The sequence below is a fragment of the Acerihabitans arboris genome (assembly GCF_010131535.1).
Lineage (GTDB): Bacteria > Pseudomonadota > Gammaproteobacteria > Enterobacterales > Enterobacteriaceae > Acerihabitans > Acerihabitans arboris.
Map to the genome: position 1 here is coordinate 1 of NZ_WUBS01000008.1, position 18,025 is coordinate 18,025.

Sequence of the window (18,025 nt, forward strand, 5' to 3'; positions counted from 1 at the left end):
AGAAATGGACGATGCCGCTGAGGGACTGGCGCATGGCGATGAGCCGTTTTATTATCGAGTTCGGTGACCGCCTGGACGGTCACTTCTGAGAAAAGGCATTTACACAGAATCGTAAACAGGCTCTGGGATCATCATACGAGGATTTCCAGATCGGCAGGCTCAGGCGCGAATATTTATCCTGTACCGGCTGCGAGGTGATATAGCTGATGTATTGCCACGCCTGTTCGGGATGCCGGCTGGCCTTGGCGATGCCCAGGCCCATCGAACCGTTGACCGCCGAGACGCCGCCGGCCTCGGAACCCGGTGCCGGCACAATGCCGACGTCGCCGGCCACTTTGCTCTGTTTGGGATCGTTGGCCATGTTGTACATATAGGTCCAGTTCAGCGCAAAGGCCGCATCGCCGTTGGAGAAGGCCTTACGCACATCCTCCTCAAGATATTCGCGCGAATTGGGATTGGTCAGGCCCTTATCCAGCGTTTCCTTCATATAGTTTACCGCTTTCAATGAACCCGGATTGCTGAAATCCAGCTTGCCCTGGGTAAAGAAGCCGCCCTTGAAGGCCGACACCAGCGTGGTGTAGTCACAAATCAAGGCTTCAGCCTGCGACCAGCTCCAGACCAACGGGTATTTCACGATCCCTTTTTGCTTTAATATCTCGGACTGCTCTTCCACCTGCCGCCAGGTTTGCGGCGGCGTGGCGATGCCGGCCCTGCTCAGCATCGCCTTGTTGTAATAAAGATATTTGGTGTCGAGGATCCAGGGCAGGCCCCACACCTTATCCTGGTAGGTCACGGTGCTCATGGCGCCGGGGAAAATCTTGCTGCTGTCGTCGGCGTTAATCCGGGCGGTGACATCCTGCAATAAACCGAACTTGGTGAATTCCGCCGGCCAGATGGCGTCAAACAGCACCACGTCATAACCGTTGCCGCCCGCGCCGCGCGCCGCGACGATTTTGTCATGCAGGGCTTCATAAGGCACAAATTCCAGGTTGACGTCGATATCCGGATGCTGCTGGGTAAAATCGGTGGTCATGGCGCGAATATCGCTTTCGCTGTAGGCAGCCTGGGTCATAAACAGCGCGTTGATTTGGGTTTTCGCCAGGGCCTGCGCCGAAAGTCCCAGCGAGAGGACCGACAACGCGCAGAGCGTCAGGGCGGGGTATAGGGTTTTCATTTTCATTCTCTCTCTCCGGCAGCAGACTGCATGGATGGGGTAATTAAATCAATTTGATTGTTTTAATGGACGAAAGCAATTGCCAACATCTAACCTTGTGATCGATATCTCGCCACATTAATTTAACATTGGCGCATGCCATTAAAATTTTTCCGCCCGGCGCCGACAGCGGGCATGCTGCGCTAGACCTATTGACTGGCCTATTGCAATAGCCACGCTGCAATAGCCATGCCGAAATCTGCCGCTCGTGATTACTAAATCAATTTGATTGCTATATAACAAGCCCCCATACTGGCGCCACGGGCGGTGAAGGGTACGGACTCATGAGAACATCAGGAACCAATTTGGAGCACGCCAGGGCGCATAACCGGCGTGTGGTGATCGAGGCCATTCGGTTAAACGGCGAACTGACGCGCGCGGAACTGGCGCGCCTGACGGCGCTGACGCCGCAGACCGTATCCAATATCGTCGCCGAGCTCGGGCAGGCCGGCATCCTGTCTTCCCATGCCCCGCGGCATATCGGCGGACGCGGCCAGCCGGCGGTGCCCATTACTCTTAATCCGAACAGCGCCTACTCGATCGGCATTCACCTCGATCATCAAACCCTGCTGATTGTCCTGGTTGATCTGACCGGCAACGTGCGCTTCAGGCGCCTTTGCCTGGTGCAAAAGCCCCAGCCCGGTGCAACGCTTGCGCTGATCAAACAGCTGTTGGCGGAAATGAAACAGCAGGTTCCGGTCGACTGGGGCAAAATGTTGGGGATCGGCGTGGTGATGCCGGGACCCTTTGGCGTCGAGGGCCTGTCGTCCGAAGGACCTACCACCCTGCACGGATGGGAAAATGTCGACGTAGTGGCGGAGCTGGCGGCGGCCACCGGCCTGCCGGTCACACTTGAGAACGACGCCACCGTGGCGGCCATTGGCGAGCGGTTCCACGGCGTCGCCAAGCAGCTGGATTCATTCATCTATCTTTATATCGGCACCGGCCTGGGCGCCGGCATCTTCACCGACGGCCATATCTACACCGGCCATGCGCATAATGCCGGCGAGGTGGGCCATATGGTGGTGCAGCCCGGCGGACGCCTGTGCTCTTGCGGCAACCATGGCTGCCTGGAGCGCTACCTATCGCTGCAGGCGGCTTATGAAGCCTGCGGGCTGGATCCCATGACCGCCATGCCCGGGGATCTGCTGCAGGTGGATCAAACCCGCTTTGATCGCTGGATCGACTCGGCCCTGCCGGCAACCCGGCAGGCGATCAATATCCTTGAATGTATTTTTGACGCCGAAGCGGTGATTATCGGTGGCCAGATGCCGCAGCCGCTGGTGGAAAAAATTGTCGGGCGCCTGCATCCGCTGCTGCGCTCGGTGCGCAGCAAATACCGCGAGGGACACCGGGTGAGGATTGGGTTGAACGGCACCGATACCGCCGCCCTGGGCGCGGCGGCGCTGCCGATATTCGATGAATTCAATCCGCAGTATGAAGTGCTGCTGAAATAACCGGTCCGGCAGTTCGGGGCCGGCACGGCAAAAGAATAACGGCAGGCCGGGGCGGCGCCCCGGCGGTCGGTCAATGCAGGATCTGGGACAGGAACGCCCGGGTGCGCTCCGATTTTGGCTGGGTGAAAAATTCATTTGGCGAAGATTGCTCGACGATCTCCCCGCGATCCATAAAGATCACCCGATCGGCGACGGTACGGGCAAACCCCATCTCATGCGTTACGCACAGCATGGTCATGCCGTCGTTGGCCAGGCCGATCATGGTATCGAGCACCTCTTTGACCATTTCTGGATCCAGCGCCGAGGTCGGTTCGTCAAACAGCATGATCTTTGGTTTCATGCACAGCGAACGGGCAATGGCCACCCGCTGCTGCTGGCCGCCGGATAGCTGGCCGGGGAATTTATGCGCGTGCTCGACAATCCGCACCCGCTGCAGATAATGCATGGCCAGCTCTTCGGCTTCTTTTTTCGGCATCTTGCGCACCCAGATCGGCGCCAGGGTGCAGTTTTGCAGCACCGTCAGGTGTGGGAACAGATTGAAGTGCTGGAACACCATGCCCACCTCGGTGCGCACGCGTTCGATATTGCGCAGATCGTCGTCCAGCAGAGTGCCGTCCACCACGATGGTGCCCTGTTGATGCTCTTCAAGGTGGTTGATGCAGCGAATGGTGGTGGACTTGCCGGAACCGGAAGGCCCGCACAGCACAATACGTTCGCCGGCTTTCACCTGCAAATTGATGTCTTTCAATACATGGAACTGGCCGTACCACTTATTGACGTTTTCCAGCGTAATCATTAATCGGTCCGGCTGGTTGGCGTTGTTGTCGCTCATGATCTACCTCAATGGGTGGAGGAATGTCCGGTTTGAAAGCGCCTTTCCAAATGTTGGCTATAGCGGGACATACTAAAACAGAAAATCCAATAGACCGCCGCGGCAAAGACATATCCTTCCGTCGACATACCGAGCCAGGCCGGATCGACCGTGGCCTGCTGCACGCTACTGAACAAATCGAACAAACCGATAATCACCACCAGGCTGGTGTCTTTAAACAGCGCGATGATGGTGTTGACCAGGCCGGGAATCACCATTTTCAGGGCCTGGGGCAGGATAACCAGCCCCTGGGTTTTCCAGTAACCAAGCGCCAGCGATTCCGCCGCCTCGTACTGGCCCCGGGGCAGGGCCTGCAGGCCGCCGCGCACCACTTCCGCCACATAGGCCGACTGGAACATGATAACCCCGACCAGCGCCCGGATAAGCTTATCGATATTGGTCCCTTCCGACAGGAACAGCGGCAGCATTACCGAGGACATAAACAGCACGGTAATCAGCGGCACCCCGCGCCAGAACTCGATAAAGATAATGCAAAACCATTGCACCACCGGCATCTTCGAACGCCGGCCCAGCGCCAGCAGCACGCCTAGGGGCAGCGCCCCGGCGATACCCACCGCCGCGATGATAAGCGTCAGGGTCAGGCCGCCCCATTGGCGGGTTTCCACTCGGGACAAGCCGAAAAAGCCGCCATACAGCATCACCCAGGTAAAAACGGGAAACGCCACCGCCCAGCAGACAATATAGCGCCCGCGGCGGGGCATGCCCTTCCAGAACATCGGCAGCAGGCTCAGCAACCCGACCGCCAGGGCCAGGTTAATGCGCCAGCGCTGGTCGAAGGGATACAGGCCGTACATGAACTGGCCGAAGCGGGCGTGGATAAAGACCCAGCAGGCGCCGTCGCGGGTACAATCGGCGCGGGTGGTGCCCACCCAGTTGGCCTGCAATACCAGCCAGTTCAGCATGGGTGGAATAATGATCCACAGCAGCCACAGGCAAAACAGCGTCAGCAGGCTATTGGACAGGCTGGAAAACAGGTTCTGGCGTATCCAGAGCACCGCCTGCGCCAATCGGCTACGCGACGCTGTCGCTACGGGTTCATGCGGATTTATTGTCATGGTCATGAATGTCTCTTAGCGCTCAACCAATGCTTTACGTCGGTTGTAAATGTTCATTAAGAACGAAATCCCCAGACTGATGACCAGATAAACCGACATGGTAATGGCGATGGTTTCAATCGCCTGCCCGGTCTGGTTGAGCACCGACCCGGCAAACAGCGATACCATATCCGGATAACCGATGGCGGCCGCCAGCGAGGAGTTCTTGACGATATTCAGGTATTGGCTGGTCAGGGGCGGGATAATCACGCGCATTGCCTGCGGCAGGATCACCTGGTTTAACGTAACCGGATTAGGCAGTCCCAGCGAGCGGGCCGCTTCATGTTGGCCGAAGGGCACCGATTGGATGCCGGAGCGGATCACTTCGGCGATAAAGGTAGAGGTATAAACCGACAGGGCCAGCGTCAGCGCGGCCAGTTCGGGGATAAGCACCATGCCGCCGCGGAAGTTAAACCCGCGCAAGACCGGCAGGTCCCAATGGATAGCAGCGCCGAATACCAGCTGCGCGCCGCCGGGCAGGACAATCAGCAGCAGGATGATCCAGGGCCAGCTGCGGCGCAGTTCGCCGGTGGCCATCTGGTGGCGGCGGTTAATCCTGAACAGGATAACTGACGCCAGCACCGCGATAATGAAGGCGGCCAGGCTGGCCGTTGCCCCTTCGCCCATCAGCGGGGTGGGCATGTACAGGCCGCGGTTGCTGAGAAAGGCCACGTCAAAGGCGTTTACCGCCTGGCGGGGGCCGGGCAGATTGCGCAGCACGGCGAAATACCAGAAGAAGATTTGCAGCAGCGGCGGGATATTACGAAAGGTCTCGATATAGATGGTCGACAGTTTACGTAATAACCAGTTGTCCGACAGCCGTGAAAGTCCGATGAAAAAGCCGAGCAGCGAAGCGAAAACGATACACAGCGCGGAGACTAATAAGGTGTTAAGCAGCCCGACGATAAACACCCGTCCGTAGGTATCGCCCTGCTCAAAGGGAATAAGATGCTGCACGATGCCGAAGCCGGCGGAGTCGTGCAGGAAACCAAAACCGGACGTAATGCCGCGATTGCTGAGATTGGTCAGCGTGTTGTGCAGGATGTAGCCGCCAAAGGCCACGACCACCACGACAGCCAGTATCTGGTAGATCCAGGCGCGAACCGCAGGGTTGGTCAACGAGAAGGCACCTTTTACGGTTTGGCGTTGTTGCATGTGCAAAGCCTCAGGATAAAATAATCTGCTGGAAAAGCACCGGCGGGATACGCCGGTGCCCCCGCACTGTGGCTGGTATTAACGAACCGGCGGTGCGTACTGGATGCCGCCCTGATTCCATAATGCATTCAGGCCGCGCTTGATTTTAAGCTCGCTGCCGGCGCCTACGTTGCGATCGAAGATTTCGCCGTAGTTACCTACTTGTTTAACGATTTTGTATGCCCAATCATTCGGCAGCTTCAGCTGTTCGCCGAAGTTGCCTTCTTTACCCAGCAGGTGGGCCATATCGGGCGTTGCCGGCGAGGCGGCCATTTGGTCAACGTTTTTCGAGTTCACGCCCATTTCTTCGGCGTCGAGCATGGCAAACAGCGACCATTTGACGATGGTGAACCAATCTTCATCACCGCGACGCACTACCGGCCCCAAAGGTTCTTTGGAAATAACTTCCGGCAATACGACGTAATCATCAGGCTTGCCCAGCTTGATACGCAGCGCGTAGAGCTGCGACTGGTCGGAAGACAGGGTATCGCAACGGCCGGACTCAAGCGCTTTGGCGCTTTCATCGGAACGGTCGAAGGTCACCGGGGTGAACTGCATTTTGTTGGCTTTGAAATAGTCGGCCACGTTCAGCTCGGTATCGGTACCGGCCTGGATACATACGGTGGCGCCGTCGAGATCTTTAGCGCTTTTCAGCCCGGCTTTTTTATGGGTCAGGAAGCCGATGCCGTCGTAATAGTTCACACCGGCGAACACCATGCCCATGGACGCGTCGCGAGACGACGTCCAGGTGGTATTGCGCGACAGAATATCCACTTCGCCTGATTGCAGCGCGGTGAAACGTTCTTTTGCCGTCAGGGGAGTGTATTTGACCTTGGTATCGTCGCCAAACACGGCGGAGGCGACGGCACGGCATACGTCCACGTCTATACCGGTGAATTTACCGCTGGCATCGGCATAAGAAAAACCGGGCAGGCCGTCACTGATACCACATTGCACAAAACCTTTTTTCTTTACCGCGTCCAACGTCGTGCCTGCGTGTGCCTGATTGGCTACCGCAAAAAGGGTGGCTGCGGCAACCAAGGTGGAAATCATCATTTTTTTCATAAAGAATCCTGTGAGGCAGAAAATTAAAGCCAGTGGTGTTGATGCACTTTTGCAGCGCATCCATCCTGTCTATTGGCATAGTGCCAGTAACCTCTATAGCAAAGGGGATGCCAATCTGGCGGTTGCCTGCCCGGCGGGAGTACTCACAACTTATTAACAGTTATGCTGCGCCAAAATAGGCCGGTTACGCACAAATATAGTGCAACGACGGCGCGGTCGCACCACGCTGATGCCTTCGGTTCCGTTATCTGGGAGCGGGTTGGCATTATTCGATGGCAACCGGCGACAATCGGGCGCATACGGGGGTGAATGAAATGGTTCGGCAGGTGCAATCATTGCACTGAAAATGAACCATTTGATAATAATGCTTGCGCCGCGGGCGTTATTATGAGTAAATAGCATCAACGGTTTGTAGTACAGACCTATTTATGTAAGCCATTTTAGTAAAGTTGTTCAAGTAAAAGCGATAGTCTACCATCACTTCTTCGACGAATTTCCTTCTTAAGTGTCCATAAGTAATCCCTGGCAAACAGACCTTTTCAACTCGCCACGTTGTGGCACAAATAATTATGAAGGAAGTATCTATGTCTGACAAAATGACTGGTTTAGTAAAATGGTTTGACGCTGGTAAAGGTTTCGGTTTCATCACTCCTGCTGACGGCAGCAAAGATGTGTTCGTACACTTCTCCGCCATCCAGAGCAATGATTTCAAGACCCTTGACGAAGGTCAACGCGTTGAATTCACTATCGAAAAAGGCCAGAAAGGCCCATCTGCCGCCAACGTTGTCGCTCTGTAATTTAACTATTACGAAGTCATAAACCCGCAGCAACAGGTACCGGATTGTTCCAATAGGACAGACCCTGACCGCGGCATTGCCGCCTGATTACCCAGGGCATCCGTTACCTGATAAAGAATTCAAGAACCCCGACCTGGTCGGGGTTTTTTTTCGTCCAAAATCCGCCGAACGATTAACGCTGTTTTGCCGCTTGACTTAGAGCGCGCTCGAACGTTTAGCATAAGCCAGGTTGGGACAAGATAAGGATCGGTATGAAAATCGGTGATATTGCCAAACAGACCGGGCTGACGGCCCATACCCTGCGTTATTACGAACGCATCGGCCTGCTGCCTTATGCCCTGCGGGATAATGCGGGGCAACGTTCTTATGACGGCGCCATCCTGCCCTGGATCGCTTTTTTGCAACGCCTGAAAACCACCGGCATGCCGATACGCGACATGCTGAGCTACGCCGGCCTGCGCAACGGCGGGGCAGCAACGATACCCGGGCGGCGGCACTTGCTGGAGACGCATCGTCAACGGATACAGGCGCATATTGCCGAGCTGCAATCTTCACTGCTGGTCCTCGACGCCAAAATTGCCGGTTACGCCGACGCTAACGTTCATGAGGAGTAAAAATATGATCCCACAGGATATAACCTTATCCAGGTTGGAACAGGGTAAAAGGGCTTTAGCCGCCATTGACGGCAGCGCCGGAGAGGGCGTGATCGATGCCCTGGCGGATATAGCCCCCGATTTTGCGCGCTATCTGCTGGAATTCCCGTTTGGCGATATCTATTCACGCCCCGGTCTCGATTTGCGCGCCCGTGAAATTGCCACTATTGCCGCGCTGACGGCGATGGGCAACTGCGCGCCACAGCTAAGGGTGCATATCCAGGCCGGCCTGAATGTGGGGCTAACGCGTGAGGAAATTGTGGAAATCGTTATGCAAATGGCGGTATATGCCGGATTCCCGGCGGCGTTAAACGGGCTGTTTGTGGCCAAAGCGTTGTTTAACCAGGCCTGATGTCTTGGCCGCCATGCAACCTGATCGGTGGGTAGCCTGCGCGTTATTGCCTGTTGTGATGTGGGCAGGTTGCCCAGATCATGCCGGGCGGTTTCGCCTGGGTGAGCCTTCGGGGGCCGTTGACGGCTATTCATATATTTGCATATTTTGAGATTGAGTAATATTTATACAAAAGCATCATTTAATAACACATGTTCTCCTAATAATAAGTTATTTTGGTTACCTCGGTATTGACAATTAAATGCCAATTAATTTATATAGTCGCCAGCATATTATATGCACATATTTTATTGTGCGGATTCTAATAATCTGAAGAGCGCCATGTATATTTAATTGTGGGTTATAATTTATGACTGTATCAAATTATTTTTATAGAAAAGAAATAGGGACATATAATAACAAAAGATATCGCAACGCGCTTCATCCCCGGCAAGAGCAAAACCTGATTAACCGATTATCCACCCGGCAGGGTTGCAACATCAAAGGATGGCACGCCGGGATGTTAATCAACATAGTGCTGTTATTACAACAGGTGGCGCAAGCCCGCGGCAAAATGATTATCGCTAACGGCTCCGCCCTGGACGCCCCCGGGCGCCACGCTTATCATCGGTTCAGGTATTATCTGGCCAATAACGACGTCAAGGTAATAAATCCATTCTTGAGTCTTCTCAGCGCCGCCGGCCCGGTGATCAATACACGTGATAATCCGCCGGTGCAGGCCCAGCATCGCCGCAACGCAGGAAAAAAACAGCCCGTAAATATGCGCTGGCTACCCCGTGAGCCACCATCCTTATCGCATCCACACCAGGATACGCAGCCGTTGATTGCGTCAAAGCGTTCTGTCCTTGATGAGGTAATAAAATCGGATAGTAACAGCACGGAAAACAGCATCATAACTAATGAAAGAAACATCACCGCATCATTAACGCTACTTCATCAGTCATATGCAAAAATGTACCCGGAACTGTACAGTGTTGCCGCGGATGAAATGAAAAAAGCGTTAAAAAAAAGGACTGGTTTGATTGTCGACCCTAATAAGATTTTTTTTCATCATTTTACCGAGGCACAAAATGATCGTTATGCTGTCACCGGCTGGCGACACGATTACAGCACGCCGGTAGAGTCCAGAACGGTGACCGAATGTATGCTGTCGAATTTTCCCGCCGACGCGCGGGATAATCTGGACGTGCTTGACCAAATGGCCGGTATTTATCGGGACGCGGCGACGACGATCTCCTCTTTTGGCGCCGAGAACCAGGTGCCAATCAAACCGTCGGTTGTTTTATCCATCGTATCTGATACCGATTTTTTTAAGGTTTACACCAAAAAATTGACTCGTTACTGGACCACTGACATACCGGAAATGATCAATATATCCTCATTACTATCGGGGCTGGCGCAAATCAAAAATAAAGACCATGGCATAGTGGATTTTTACCTCAAAGCATTCTCGATCATCCCCGACGCTAACAAAGAAGTTAAAAAATACTTGTTTGATATCAATGGATTTTTAGCGACGGACCTGACGGTATTAACCCACGCGTCGACATCCGAGGTAGCGCTTTACCTGCCCAGGGGCAAACAAAAAATATATCGTTTCCCCAGCCTGGCCAAAATGAAGCACTGGTTTGCCGCAAACTGTAAATCCCAGGATAAGCGAAAATTGCTGGCCGCTCATTTCTCGCTCTATAACCGCCAGGAAGGCGCTTTTTACCAGGGTGTCGACCGCTGGCTGGAACTGATAGGCCATGAGGCGGACAATGCTGATTACCTGGATAAAATATGGACCAACCGCGATGAAATCACCGGGGAACTGATTGGCGTCCTGACGTCGGGTCAGATGAAACGAGCCTACTCCGACGCCGACAGTTTAATCAAGTCCAACACGGAAGTCAGTCGGGATATGCTGATGCGTTATTTGTCGATTGCGAATATGCTGTTGCCCAACCCGGTGACCCCACTGATATCAATAGGAATGGATATTGATAAATGGGTCAATGGCGATAATGAGACTGAGCGCCAGCAGGGTGCCCAGGCACTGTACGGCGATGGCGTCAATATTGTGCTTATGGCGTTGTCGGGCGTCCTGGAAGGCCGTCTGGCGATCCCTTATGACGAGATGAGTTTTGTACCTGAACATGGCGCGTATCGTGAAAGCATCACCACCGAGGTACGTTCTGGAATCCAAAAAATACGTAAAAATTACCTGAAAATACAGAATGAACGAAATATACCGGAAACGGGCAATCTTGCCGCGCATGCCCGCGGCCATAGCCCGGGGAAGCAGATCATTTTTGGGCATCGGATCTTACAAAAGATCGGGGATGCAGGCATTAAGGCATCACGGGTGGACCAGGCGCACTTATCCAAGGCCGATGATTTTGGCATCATGCGCGGCCAGGATGGCAAAAACTATATTTTAATAAATAAGAAAATATACAAAGTTAAAAGTATAGGCAAGAAAGGATTTTACTATTTAGACGAAGAGGAAAGGATCGGTATATTCCTGAACCCGAAATCAAAAAAATACATCAACGTGGATTTCAGCGACCCGGGACACAGTGAGCTGGGCTCAGAAGGAAATAATATTCCTTTATTGCCGCGATCGGATAAAATATTCCTGGCTTTATCCCCTCGTTTGCGGAACATGTTGCGCAAAATAACGTCACAGGGGATTCCGGCGGACAAGATTGAGAAGAAGATAGTTTTTGATAAACTTAATAAAATTTTTATTGACCCTAAAACTAATAAAAAACTGTTGAAAGTATCAAATAACTACTATCCCCTGCAGGAGAAAACCGATGGCTACATTATCTTCGGCATGGATGAGCAACAGAACGAAAAAAAACTCATGCGGGTTTATTTTTCCGCTAAAAATCCTGGGGGGATGCTTATAACCCGCGGGGAATGGGCAAAAGAAATTTTTACCTCATCCCGTCTTGCCCATCCCCTGATAAAACTACGCCCTCTCGGAATATTGGATCCCGGGGAAACGACGCTGTTACAAGAGCTACAATCAGTAAAATACCAATCCTATTATGATTCACCCCTGCGGGAAATACCGGATGAGTTCCTGCCTGATGCTGAAAGCGATCTATTGGCTAAGCAGTCCAACCGGCTGCAATCTACCCTGGTTAAACTAAAGCCGGAACGGTGCGTGGTGAAAAAAAACGCGCTGCTCAATGAAAAAGAAATGAGTAATATAAAAAAACACACTCTTTTTGTCATGGAGAAGTGCGCTCTGGCCGAGCTGGAGAATTCCGGGAATATTAATAACCTGCCGGAGCCGGGCTATAGGCTGGTAAATTTCGAGATACATCTGGTCAAAAAAGGGTATCCCATCAATGTTAGTTCCGAAAATGGCGCCGGGGGCAAAATAGCCATCGTGGAAAAAAGCCATTTTACGGTCAAGGAGATCATCGGCGATCGCATCGTTTTACAGGAGGCGGATGAGCGGCAGCTGAAAGCGTTATCAGGCCGCCGTGAAGCTCTCAGGAAATTATATCCGGGCAATGTCGTAACGGCGCATAGCCGACTGCGGCATGAGACGGCGGCGATGGCTAAGCTGCTTGAGCAGGGCATGACCGCCCCGCAGCTGGAGGAGGATGTCCGCGCCCGGTATGGCGACATGCTTATCGGCATGGCGCATAAAGCGGTTTATTCACCGGTTATCGAAGAGTTTACCGAAGCCGGTAGCGACTTTATCAACAATTGGCTGCGCTTTGGCGACGACGACATCGATGTCGTATCCGCCAGGGCAAGTGAAGAGGCGCAGAAGATGCTGGCGGAATACGCCTTGCTGAATGACTGGGGGCCGTTTGCCTACCGGTCGGCAATCTACCCCACGGGCGTCTATGGCGGCCTGATAAAAGAGGGCGATGTGATTATCGACCGTGGTTTTATGTCGGCATCCGCCATACCCATCAACAGCATTGAATGGCTGAATAACTGGACCAGGAATATCGCCAGGATCAAAGGCGATCGGGTCATCATGATTTTTGATAAAAGCGTGCCGAAAAAAATCGCCAGCAATGATTTTTTGACCGACCATGTGCTGGTGAAACCGGGAACGCCGCTGAAAGTGCTGAGTATTTACGCCGCTCGAGACGCCAAGGGCGATGGCGTCTTCGTGGTGGGCGTTAGCCGGGGGACCGGCGCGGAAGGGGTAAAGGATATTTTTACCGGCGGCCCGACGGCCCGGCGACGTGGCCGGTTATAGAGGGCAAGGCCGCAGAGGGTATGGTTTGGCGCCAGCCTGACCGCATGGTAACCCCGTATGGCGGAGCATTCCGCTTGTTTATGATGAAGGAAGTAAAAAAATATTTGATGATGTAATTGGTTCGCATGGATTGTCAAAAAGCACGTTTTATAAGGAGTAATAATAATTTTTTTTTTAGAGATAGCGTCATGACTTTCCTCGATACGCCCCGTTTTTCTGTTTGGCTCGCTATCGTCGTGTCCTTGTTCACCTTTATCCTGTGGTGCCTGATGCCAACCGACCCCCTGGTGCATCTGGTGGAAGAAGGACAATTGGTGGAAAACCTGACGCTGGTGGGTTATGGCATAGCCATCTTGATGCTGGTGCTGTTGCCTATCCCGTTATTTAGGCTGCGCACCCGGATTGCCGTGATTGTGGTGCTGATGGCGATGATGGCGCGCGAGGCGGACCTGCATAAATATCTGGACCATATGAGTATGCTCAAGCTGCGCTTCTGGACCGGCTCCTTGCCTTCTGTCGACAAGCTGTATGCCATCCTGTCGCTCGCGCCTATTATCATCGCCTGCCTGTATCTGCTTTTCCGGCACACGTTTGCTTTGATACGGGATCTGCGGGCCGGCAAGGGCCATGCGGCGACTATCACCACCTTTGTGTTCCTGGTTGGATTGACCAACCTTATCGATCGGTCGCTGGGCATGATTAAGGAGACCTTCGGCTGGCACGCTCCCGAATGGCTGGTGGCGCTGCAGACCTCGCAGGAAGAGTTTCTCGAACTGTCGCTGCCTTTCCTGGCGATGGTGGCGGCGATACAGTATCGACGGGAAATCATGAGAAGCCTGGCGGCGGCGCTGCCGGCCGGTCACGGCCAATGGGCAAAATAGCGGATGCCGGCCAATAAAAAGGCGTCACTGGTTGCCCAGTAACGCCTTTATCTTTATTCAGTAAAGCCGTGGTATCAGTTCATACCATACTTTTTCAATTTCTTACGCAGTGTGCCACGGTTGATGCCCATCATCAGGGCCGCGCGGGTTTGGTTGCCACGGGTGTATTGCATGACCATGTCCAACAGTGGCTGTTCCACTTCAGACAGTACCAGATCATACACACCATTTGGTTCCTGACCGTTTAATTGAGCAAAATAGTTCTTCAGTGCTTGTTTCACCGAGTCCCGCAGCGGTTTTTTTGTTACCTGATCCTGAGAGTTGATGGTGGAAACGGTCAGTACGTCAGAATTTTCGCGTTGTTCGAACATAGTTCTGTCAGCTCTTTTTTCAATTACGCAAGATTTTCAAAATATGCCTTCAACGCCTCCAGCTGTTCGCCGGCATCCTCAATGGCGTTGAATGTGCGCCTAAACTGGTTGTTGGGGGCATGCTCCTGTAAGTACCAGGAGACGTGCTTACGAGCAATGCGGAATCCTTTGCCTGGACCATAAAAGTCGTGCAGTTCCCGTACGTGCTCTATCAACAAACGCTTCACCTCGCCTAACTGCAGCGGTGGCAGCAGTTCCCCCGTATCCAGATAATGCTGGATTTCCCGGAAGATCCAGGGTCTTCCCTGAGCGGCGCGTCCTATCATCAGGGCGTCGGCCCCGGTGTAGTCAAGCACCGCTCTGGCTTTATGCGGGTCAGTGATGTCGCCATTCGCGATGACCGGAATGGTAACAGACTGCTTAACTGCCCGAATACTGTCGTACTCCGCGCTGCCGGTGAACAAGCAGGCGCGGGTGCGGCCATGAATTGTGATGGCCTGTATACCACAATCTTCGGCCAATTGGGCAATTTCTACACAGTTACGGTGTTCCGGCGACCAGCCCGTGCGTATTTTCAACATTACCGGCACGTCCACCGCCTTTACCACGGTCAGCAAGATCTGTTTCACCAGATCCGGAAACTGCAGCAACGCGGAGCCCGCCATCTTCCGGTTAACCTTCTTGGCGGGGCAACCCATGTTGATGTCAATCAGCTGCGCGCCGTTCGCCACGTTAATGACGGCGGCGGCGGCCATATCAGCAGGATCGCATCCGGCAATCTGCACGGCCCGGATTCCCGGCTCATCACTATGTACCATACGTAGACGTGACTTATCCGTGCGCCATACCTCAGGATTCGAGGAAAGCATCTCGGATACGGTCAACCCGGCTCCCATCGCATGACAGAGTGCTCTGAATGGGCGGTCTGTCACTCCGGCCATCGGGGCGGCTATCAGGCAATTATCGAGCTGAAGGTGTCCAATACGCATAGACAACGAGAGACCATACTGTGTCCGCAAGGGCGCGTATATTACGCATTTTTTATGTCAGATGAAAGGCCAAACTTTGAACAATCCGCTGCTATAGATCAATGAAATTGTTCTTTGAAAAGCGCCATCTATACTTTCTCTATAAATAACAACGAGTTGATGTAAAAAGTACCTTTTGTGCGGTTGCTGTCTTTTCATAAAATCCGTCACCGCCCGGTCTACACCGGCCAGGCGGGAGGGGCGGGCGGCCTGATTAGCGGCGGCCGGTGATCCGGCACCACTCTTCCTTCTCCGCCACCGGATCGAGTGAAAACGTATCGGCGTAGGCAGCCTCGACGTTTTCCGCCTGGCTGGCCAGGATGCCGGACAGGCCGAGAAATCCCCCCGGCCCCGGCAGGGTGGAAATGAGCGGGGCCAGTTCGCGCAGCGGGCCGGCCAGGATATTTGCCACCACCACGTCGGCGCTCAGGTCGTCGGGTTTTTCATGCGACAGATACAGATCCAGGCGGTCTTCCACCCCGTTGCGCTGGGCATTGTCGCGGCTGGCCTGGATGGCCTGCGGGTCGATATCGATGCCGATGGCGCGCGCCGCGCCCAGTTTCAGCGCCGCGATGGCCAGGATGCCGGAACCGCAGCCAAAATCGATCACCGTTTTGCCCTCGAGATCCAGTCCGTCGAGCCATTGCAGGCACAGGGCGGTGGTGGGATGGGTGCCGGTGCCGAAGGCCAGGCCCGGGTCCAGCATCACGTTAACCGCATCGGCATCGGGCACCGGGCGCCAGCTGGGGCAAATCCACAGCCGTTCGCCAAAACGCATGGGATGGAAATTATCCATCCACTCCCGCTCCCAATCCTTGTCCTCGAGCTGTTCGATTTTATGGTGAAAACCTTTCCCCAGCAGCGGATGGCCCGATAAGGCCTCTATTACCGCCGCCACGTCGATATCGGCCTCAAAGAGGCCTATGACATCGGTATCGCCCCACAAACGCGTCTCGCCCGGCAGCGGCTCGAAAACCGGGTTGTCGTGGGTATCCTGAAATGTCACCGACACGGCGCCGTTTTCCATCAGCGCGTCGCTGAGGCATTCGGCGTCGGCGCCGGTGGTATTGATCTTGATTTGTATCCAGGGCATCAGCTGCTCCCAATCGATGAATTAAAGGCCGGGCCGGGCAACGCGCCGGGCGGCCGGGCTAAAGCAGTTGCCCGCCAAGAATGCCGCCAGGCTTAGCGCCAGGGCGGGCACTATGGGGTGGAAGCCGCCGATATGCACATCAAAGGTGGCGAGCAAGGCATAACATACCCCGCCGCCAATCATTGAGCTCAAGGCCCCGGCCGCATTGGCGCGCTCCCAGTATAAACCCAGCACCAGCGGCCACAAAAACACCGCCTCGAGGCCGCCGAAGGCCAGCAGGTTGAGCCAGATAATCATTTCGGGCGGCCGCCAGGCCGCCAGCAGTAATAACAGGCCCAGCACCAGCGTGACCGTACTTGACATACGCGTCAGCAAACGTTCGTTACGCGCCTGCGCGGGCCGCAGGCTAAGATAGAGGTCTTTGACGATGGTGGCCGAAGATTGCAGCAGTTGCGCGTTAATTGTCGACATGATCGCCGCCAGGGGCGCGGCAAGAAAGATGCCGGCCACAAACGGCGGCAGGACGGTGATCATCAGCGTCGGGATCACCCGATCGGGAATGGTCAGGTCGGGTAAAATCGCCCGTCCCAGGGCGCCGGCCAGATGCATGCCCAGCATCAGCACGCCGATCACCAGGGTACCGATAATAATCCCCCGGTGTACCGCCTTGCTGTCCCGGTAGGAGATGCAGCGCACGGCGGTATGGGGCAGGCCGATCACGCCGAAGCACACCAGGACCCAGAACGACGACATAAACTGCGGGGTCAGCACATGGTCGACCCCGGACGGTGAAACCAGCGCCGGTTCAATCTGCTGCAGTTTAACCACCGCGGCGGATAACCCGCCCGCGGCGTGTATGACGCTGAACAGCAGGATAAAGGTGCCCAGCAGCATGACCAGCCCCTGGAGGGCGTCATTCAGCACGCTGGCGCGAAAACCGCCGAACGAGGTATATAGCGCGATGCTGATACCGAAAACCAGCAGCCCGGTGTCGTAGGGAATGCCGGCCGCGGTCTCCAGCAGGCGCGCGCCGCCGATAAACTGTACCGTCATGGCGCCGATAAACGCCACCAGCAGGCTGATGCTGGCAAGCCACACCAGCAGCGGGCTTTGATAACGGGCCAGCAGCATGTCGTTGAGCGTCACCGCGTTGTAGCGCCGGGCGAGGATGGCAAACTTCTTGCCGAGCACTCCCAGGGACAGCCACACCGTGGGCAATTGGATCATCGCCAGCAGTACCCAGCCGAGGCCGTATTTGTAGGCCGCTCCCGGTCCGCCGATAAAGGAGCTGGCGCTGATATAGGTGGCGGTCAGCGTCATCGCCAGCACAAAACCGCCCATCGAGCGGTTGCCGAGGAAATATTCGGTCAGGAACTCGCCCTTCTGGCGGCGGCGGTAGGCATAGAACGACAGCGCGAATACCAGGGCCAGATAGCCAATCAGCGGCAAAAGAATCTCATTTTGCATCATTGTCCCCCAGCGGGATATCGCGATAGATAACGCGCACCATCAGCCAGCAGAGAGCCAGGAACAGCAGCGGCACCCACAGGCAGGCCATTTCAAACCAGTGGGGCAGGCCGGTGATGCCCGGCCGGGCGTCGGGCAGGTAGGCCGCCAGCAGCCAGGCGACCAGGTAGGCTACCGCCAGGCCAAACGCCCACCGGGCCTCGCGGTGAGCCTGCAGAAATCGTTTATCCATGATGTCTTTGAACCTGG

Annotated in this window: 15 protein-coding genes and 1 pseudogene; 6 read left to right on the forward strand and 10 right to left on the reverse strand. The window is 54.7% G+C overall.

Annotated features, from left to right (window positions below; all coding sequences use genetic code 11):
* Positions 1 to 124: 124 nt before the first annotated feature.
* A pseudogene (locus tag GRH90_RS12055) lies at positions 125 to 1,180 on the reverse strand (extracellular solute-binding protein); the annotation flags it as partial.
* Between the two features lie 317 nt (positions 1,181 to 1,497).
* Between GRH90_RS12055 and GRH90_RS12060 the strand changes: the two are divergent.
* Positions 1,498 to 2,670: an ROK family transcriptional regulator gene (locus GRH90_RS12060; protein WP_162366204.1), complete on the forward strand. Its 1,173-nt coding sequence runs from the start codon at positions 1,498 to 1,500 to the stop codon at positions 2,668 to 2,670.
* Positions 2,671 to 2,740: 70 nt separating this feature from the next.
* On the opposite strand, the gene GRH90_RS12065 is transcribed toward GRH90_RS12060, so the two are convergent.
* The 4 genes from GRH90_RS12065 to GRH90_RS12080 all read right to left on the reverse strand — a co-directional run bounded on the left by GRH90_RS12065 (position 2,741) and on the right by GRH90_RS12080 (position 6,915).
* On the reverse strand, positions 2,741 to 3,502 hold the full coding sequence (locus tag GRH90_RS12065) for an amino acid ABC transporter ATP-binding protein (RefSeq protein ID WP_162366205.1): 762 nt from the start codon (positions 3,500 to 3,502) through the stop codon (positions 2,741 to 2,743).
* 8 nt (positions 3,503 to 3,510) lie between these two features.
* Positions 3,511 to 4,617, reverse strand: a complete 1,107-nt coding sequence (locus GRH90_RS12070) for an amino acid ABC transporter permease (protein ID WP_162366429.1) — start codon at positions 4,615 to 4,617, stop codon at positions 3,511 to 3,513.
* A gap of 15 nt (positions 4,618 to 4,632) precedes the next feature.
* The gene (locus GRH90_RS12075) at positions 4,633 to 5,811 is read right to left on the reverse strand and encodes an amino acid ABC transporter permease (protein ID WP_162366206.1); all 1,179 of its coding nucleotides are present in this window, start codon (positions 5,809 to 5,811) and stop codon (positions 4,633 to 4,635) included.
* A gap of 78 nt (positions 5,812 to 5,889) precedes the next feature.
* Positions 5,890 to 6,915, reverse strand: a complete 1,026-nt coding sequence (locus tag GRH90_RS12080) for an amino acid ABC transporter substrate-binding protein (RefSeq protein ID WP_162366207.1) — start codon at positions 6,913 to 6,915, stop codon at positions 5,890 to 5,892.
* A 584-nt stretch (positions 6,916 to 7,499) separates the two neighbouring features.
* On the opposite strand from GRH90_RS12080, the gene cspE reads away from it, so the two are divergent.
* The 5 genes from cspE (at position 7,500) to GRH90_RS12105 (ending at position 13,817) form a co-directional block, all read left to right on the forward strand.
* Positions 7,500 to 7,712 (forward strand): transcription antiterminator/RNA stability regulator CspE, encoded by a 213-nt coding sequence (gene cspE, locus GRH90_RS12085; RefSeq protein ID WP_162366208.1) that lies wholly within the window; start codon positions 7,500 to 7,502, stop codon positions 7,710 to 7,712.
* Between the two features lie 251 nt (positions 7,713 to 7,963).
* Positions 7,964 to 8,326: a MerR family transcriptional regulator gene (locus GRH90_RS12090; protein WP_162366209.1), complete on the forward strand. Its 363-nt coding sequence runs from the start codon at positions 7,964 to 7,966 to the stop codon at positions 8,324 to 8,326.
* A gap of 19 nt (positions 8,327 to 8,345) precedes the next feature.
* Complete coding sequence (locus tag GRH90_RS12095) at positions 8,346 to 8,717, forward strand: carboxymuconolactone decarboxylase family protein (protein ID WP_376766076.1); 372 nt, start codon at positions 8,346 to 8,348, stop codon at positions 8,715 to 8,717.
* A 685-nt stretch (positions 8,718 to 9,402) separates the two neighbouring features.
* On the forward strand, positions 9,403 to 12,936 hold the full coding sequence (locus tag GRH90_RS12100) for a dermonecrotic toxin domain-containing protein (RefSeq protein ID WP_162366211.1): 3,534 nt from the start codon (positions 9,403 to 9,405) through the stop codon (positions 12,934 to 12,936).
* Positions 12,937 to 13,124: 188 nt separating this feature from the next.
* Positions 13,125 to 13,817 (forward strand): hypothetical protein, encoded by a 693-nt coding sequence (locus GRH90_RS12105; protein WP_162366212.1) that lies wholly within the window; start codon positions 13,125 to 13,127, stop codon positions 13,815 to 13,817.
* Positions 13,818 to 13,891: 74 nt separating this feature from the next.
* On the opposite strand, the gene fis is transcribed toward GRH90_RS12105, so the two are convergent.
* The 5 genes from fis to GRH90_RS12130 form a co-directional block, all read right to left on the reverse strand.
* Positions 13,892 to 14,188 carry a DNA-binding transcriptional regulator Fis gene (fis, locus tag GRH90_RS12110; protein ID WP_162366213.1) on the reverse strand — a complete coding sequence of 99 codons (297 nt, stop codon included), beginning with the start codon at positions 14,186 to 14,188 and terminating at the stop codon, positions 13,892 to 13,894.
* Positions 14,189 to 14,211: 23 nt separating this feature from the next.
* Positions 14,212 to 15,177: a tRNA dihydrouridine synthase DusB gene (dusB, locus tag GRH90_RS12115; protein ID WP_162366214.1), complete on the reverse strand. Its 966-nt coding sequence runs from the start codon at positions 15,175 to 15,177 to the stop codon at positions 14,212 to 14,214.
* A 253-nt stretch (positions 15,178 to 15,430) separates the two neighbouring features.
* Positions 15,431 to 16,309: a 50S ribosomal protein L11 methyltransferase gene (gene prmA, locus GRH90_RS12120; RefSeq protein WP_162366215.1), complete on the reverse strand. Its 879-nt coding sequence runs from the start codon at positions 16,307 to 16,309 to the stop codon at positions 15,431 to 15,433.
* Positions 16,310 to 16,330: 21 nt separating this feature from the next.
* Entirely contained in the window at positions 16,331 to 17,776 is a 1,446-nt protein-coding gene (gene panF / locus GRH90_RS12125) for a sodium/pantothenate symporter (RefSeq protein ID WP_162366216.1), read from the reverse strand.
* Positions 17,766 to 18,008 (reverse strand): YhdT family protein, encoded by a 243-nt coding sequence (locus GRH90_RS12130; RefSeq protein ID WP_162366217.1) that lies wholly within the window; start codon positions 18,006 to 18,008, stop codon positions 17,766 to 17,768. The genes panF and GRH90_RS12130 overlap by 11 nt, the downstream gene beginning before the upstream one ends.
* Positions 18,009 to 18,025 lie beyond the last annotated feature (17 nt).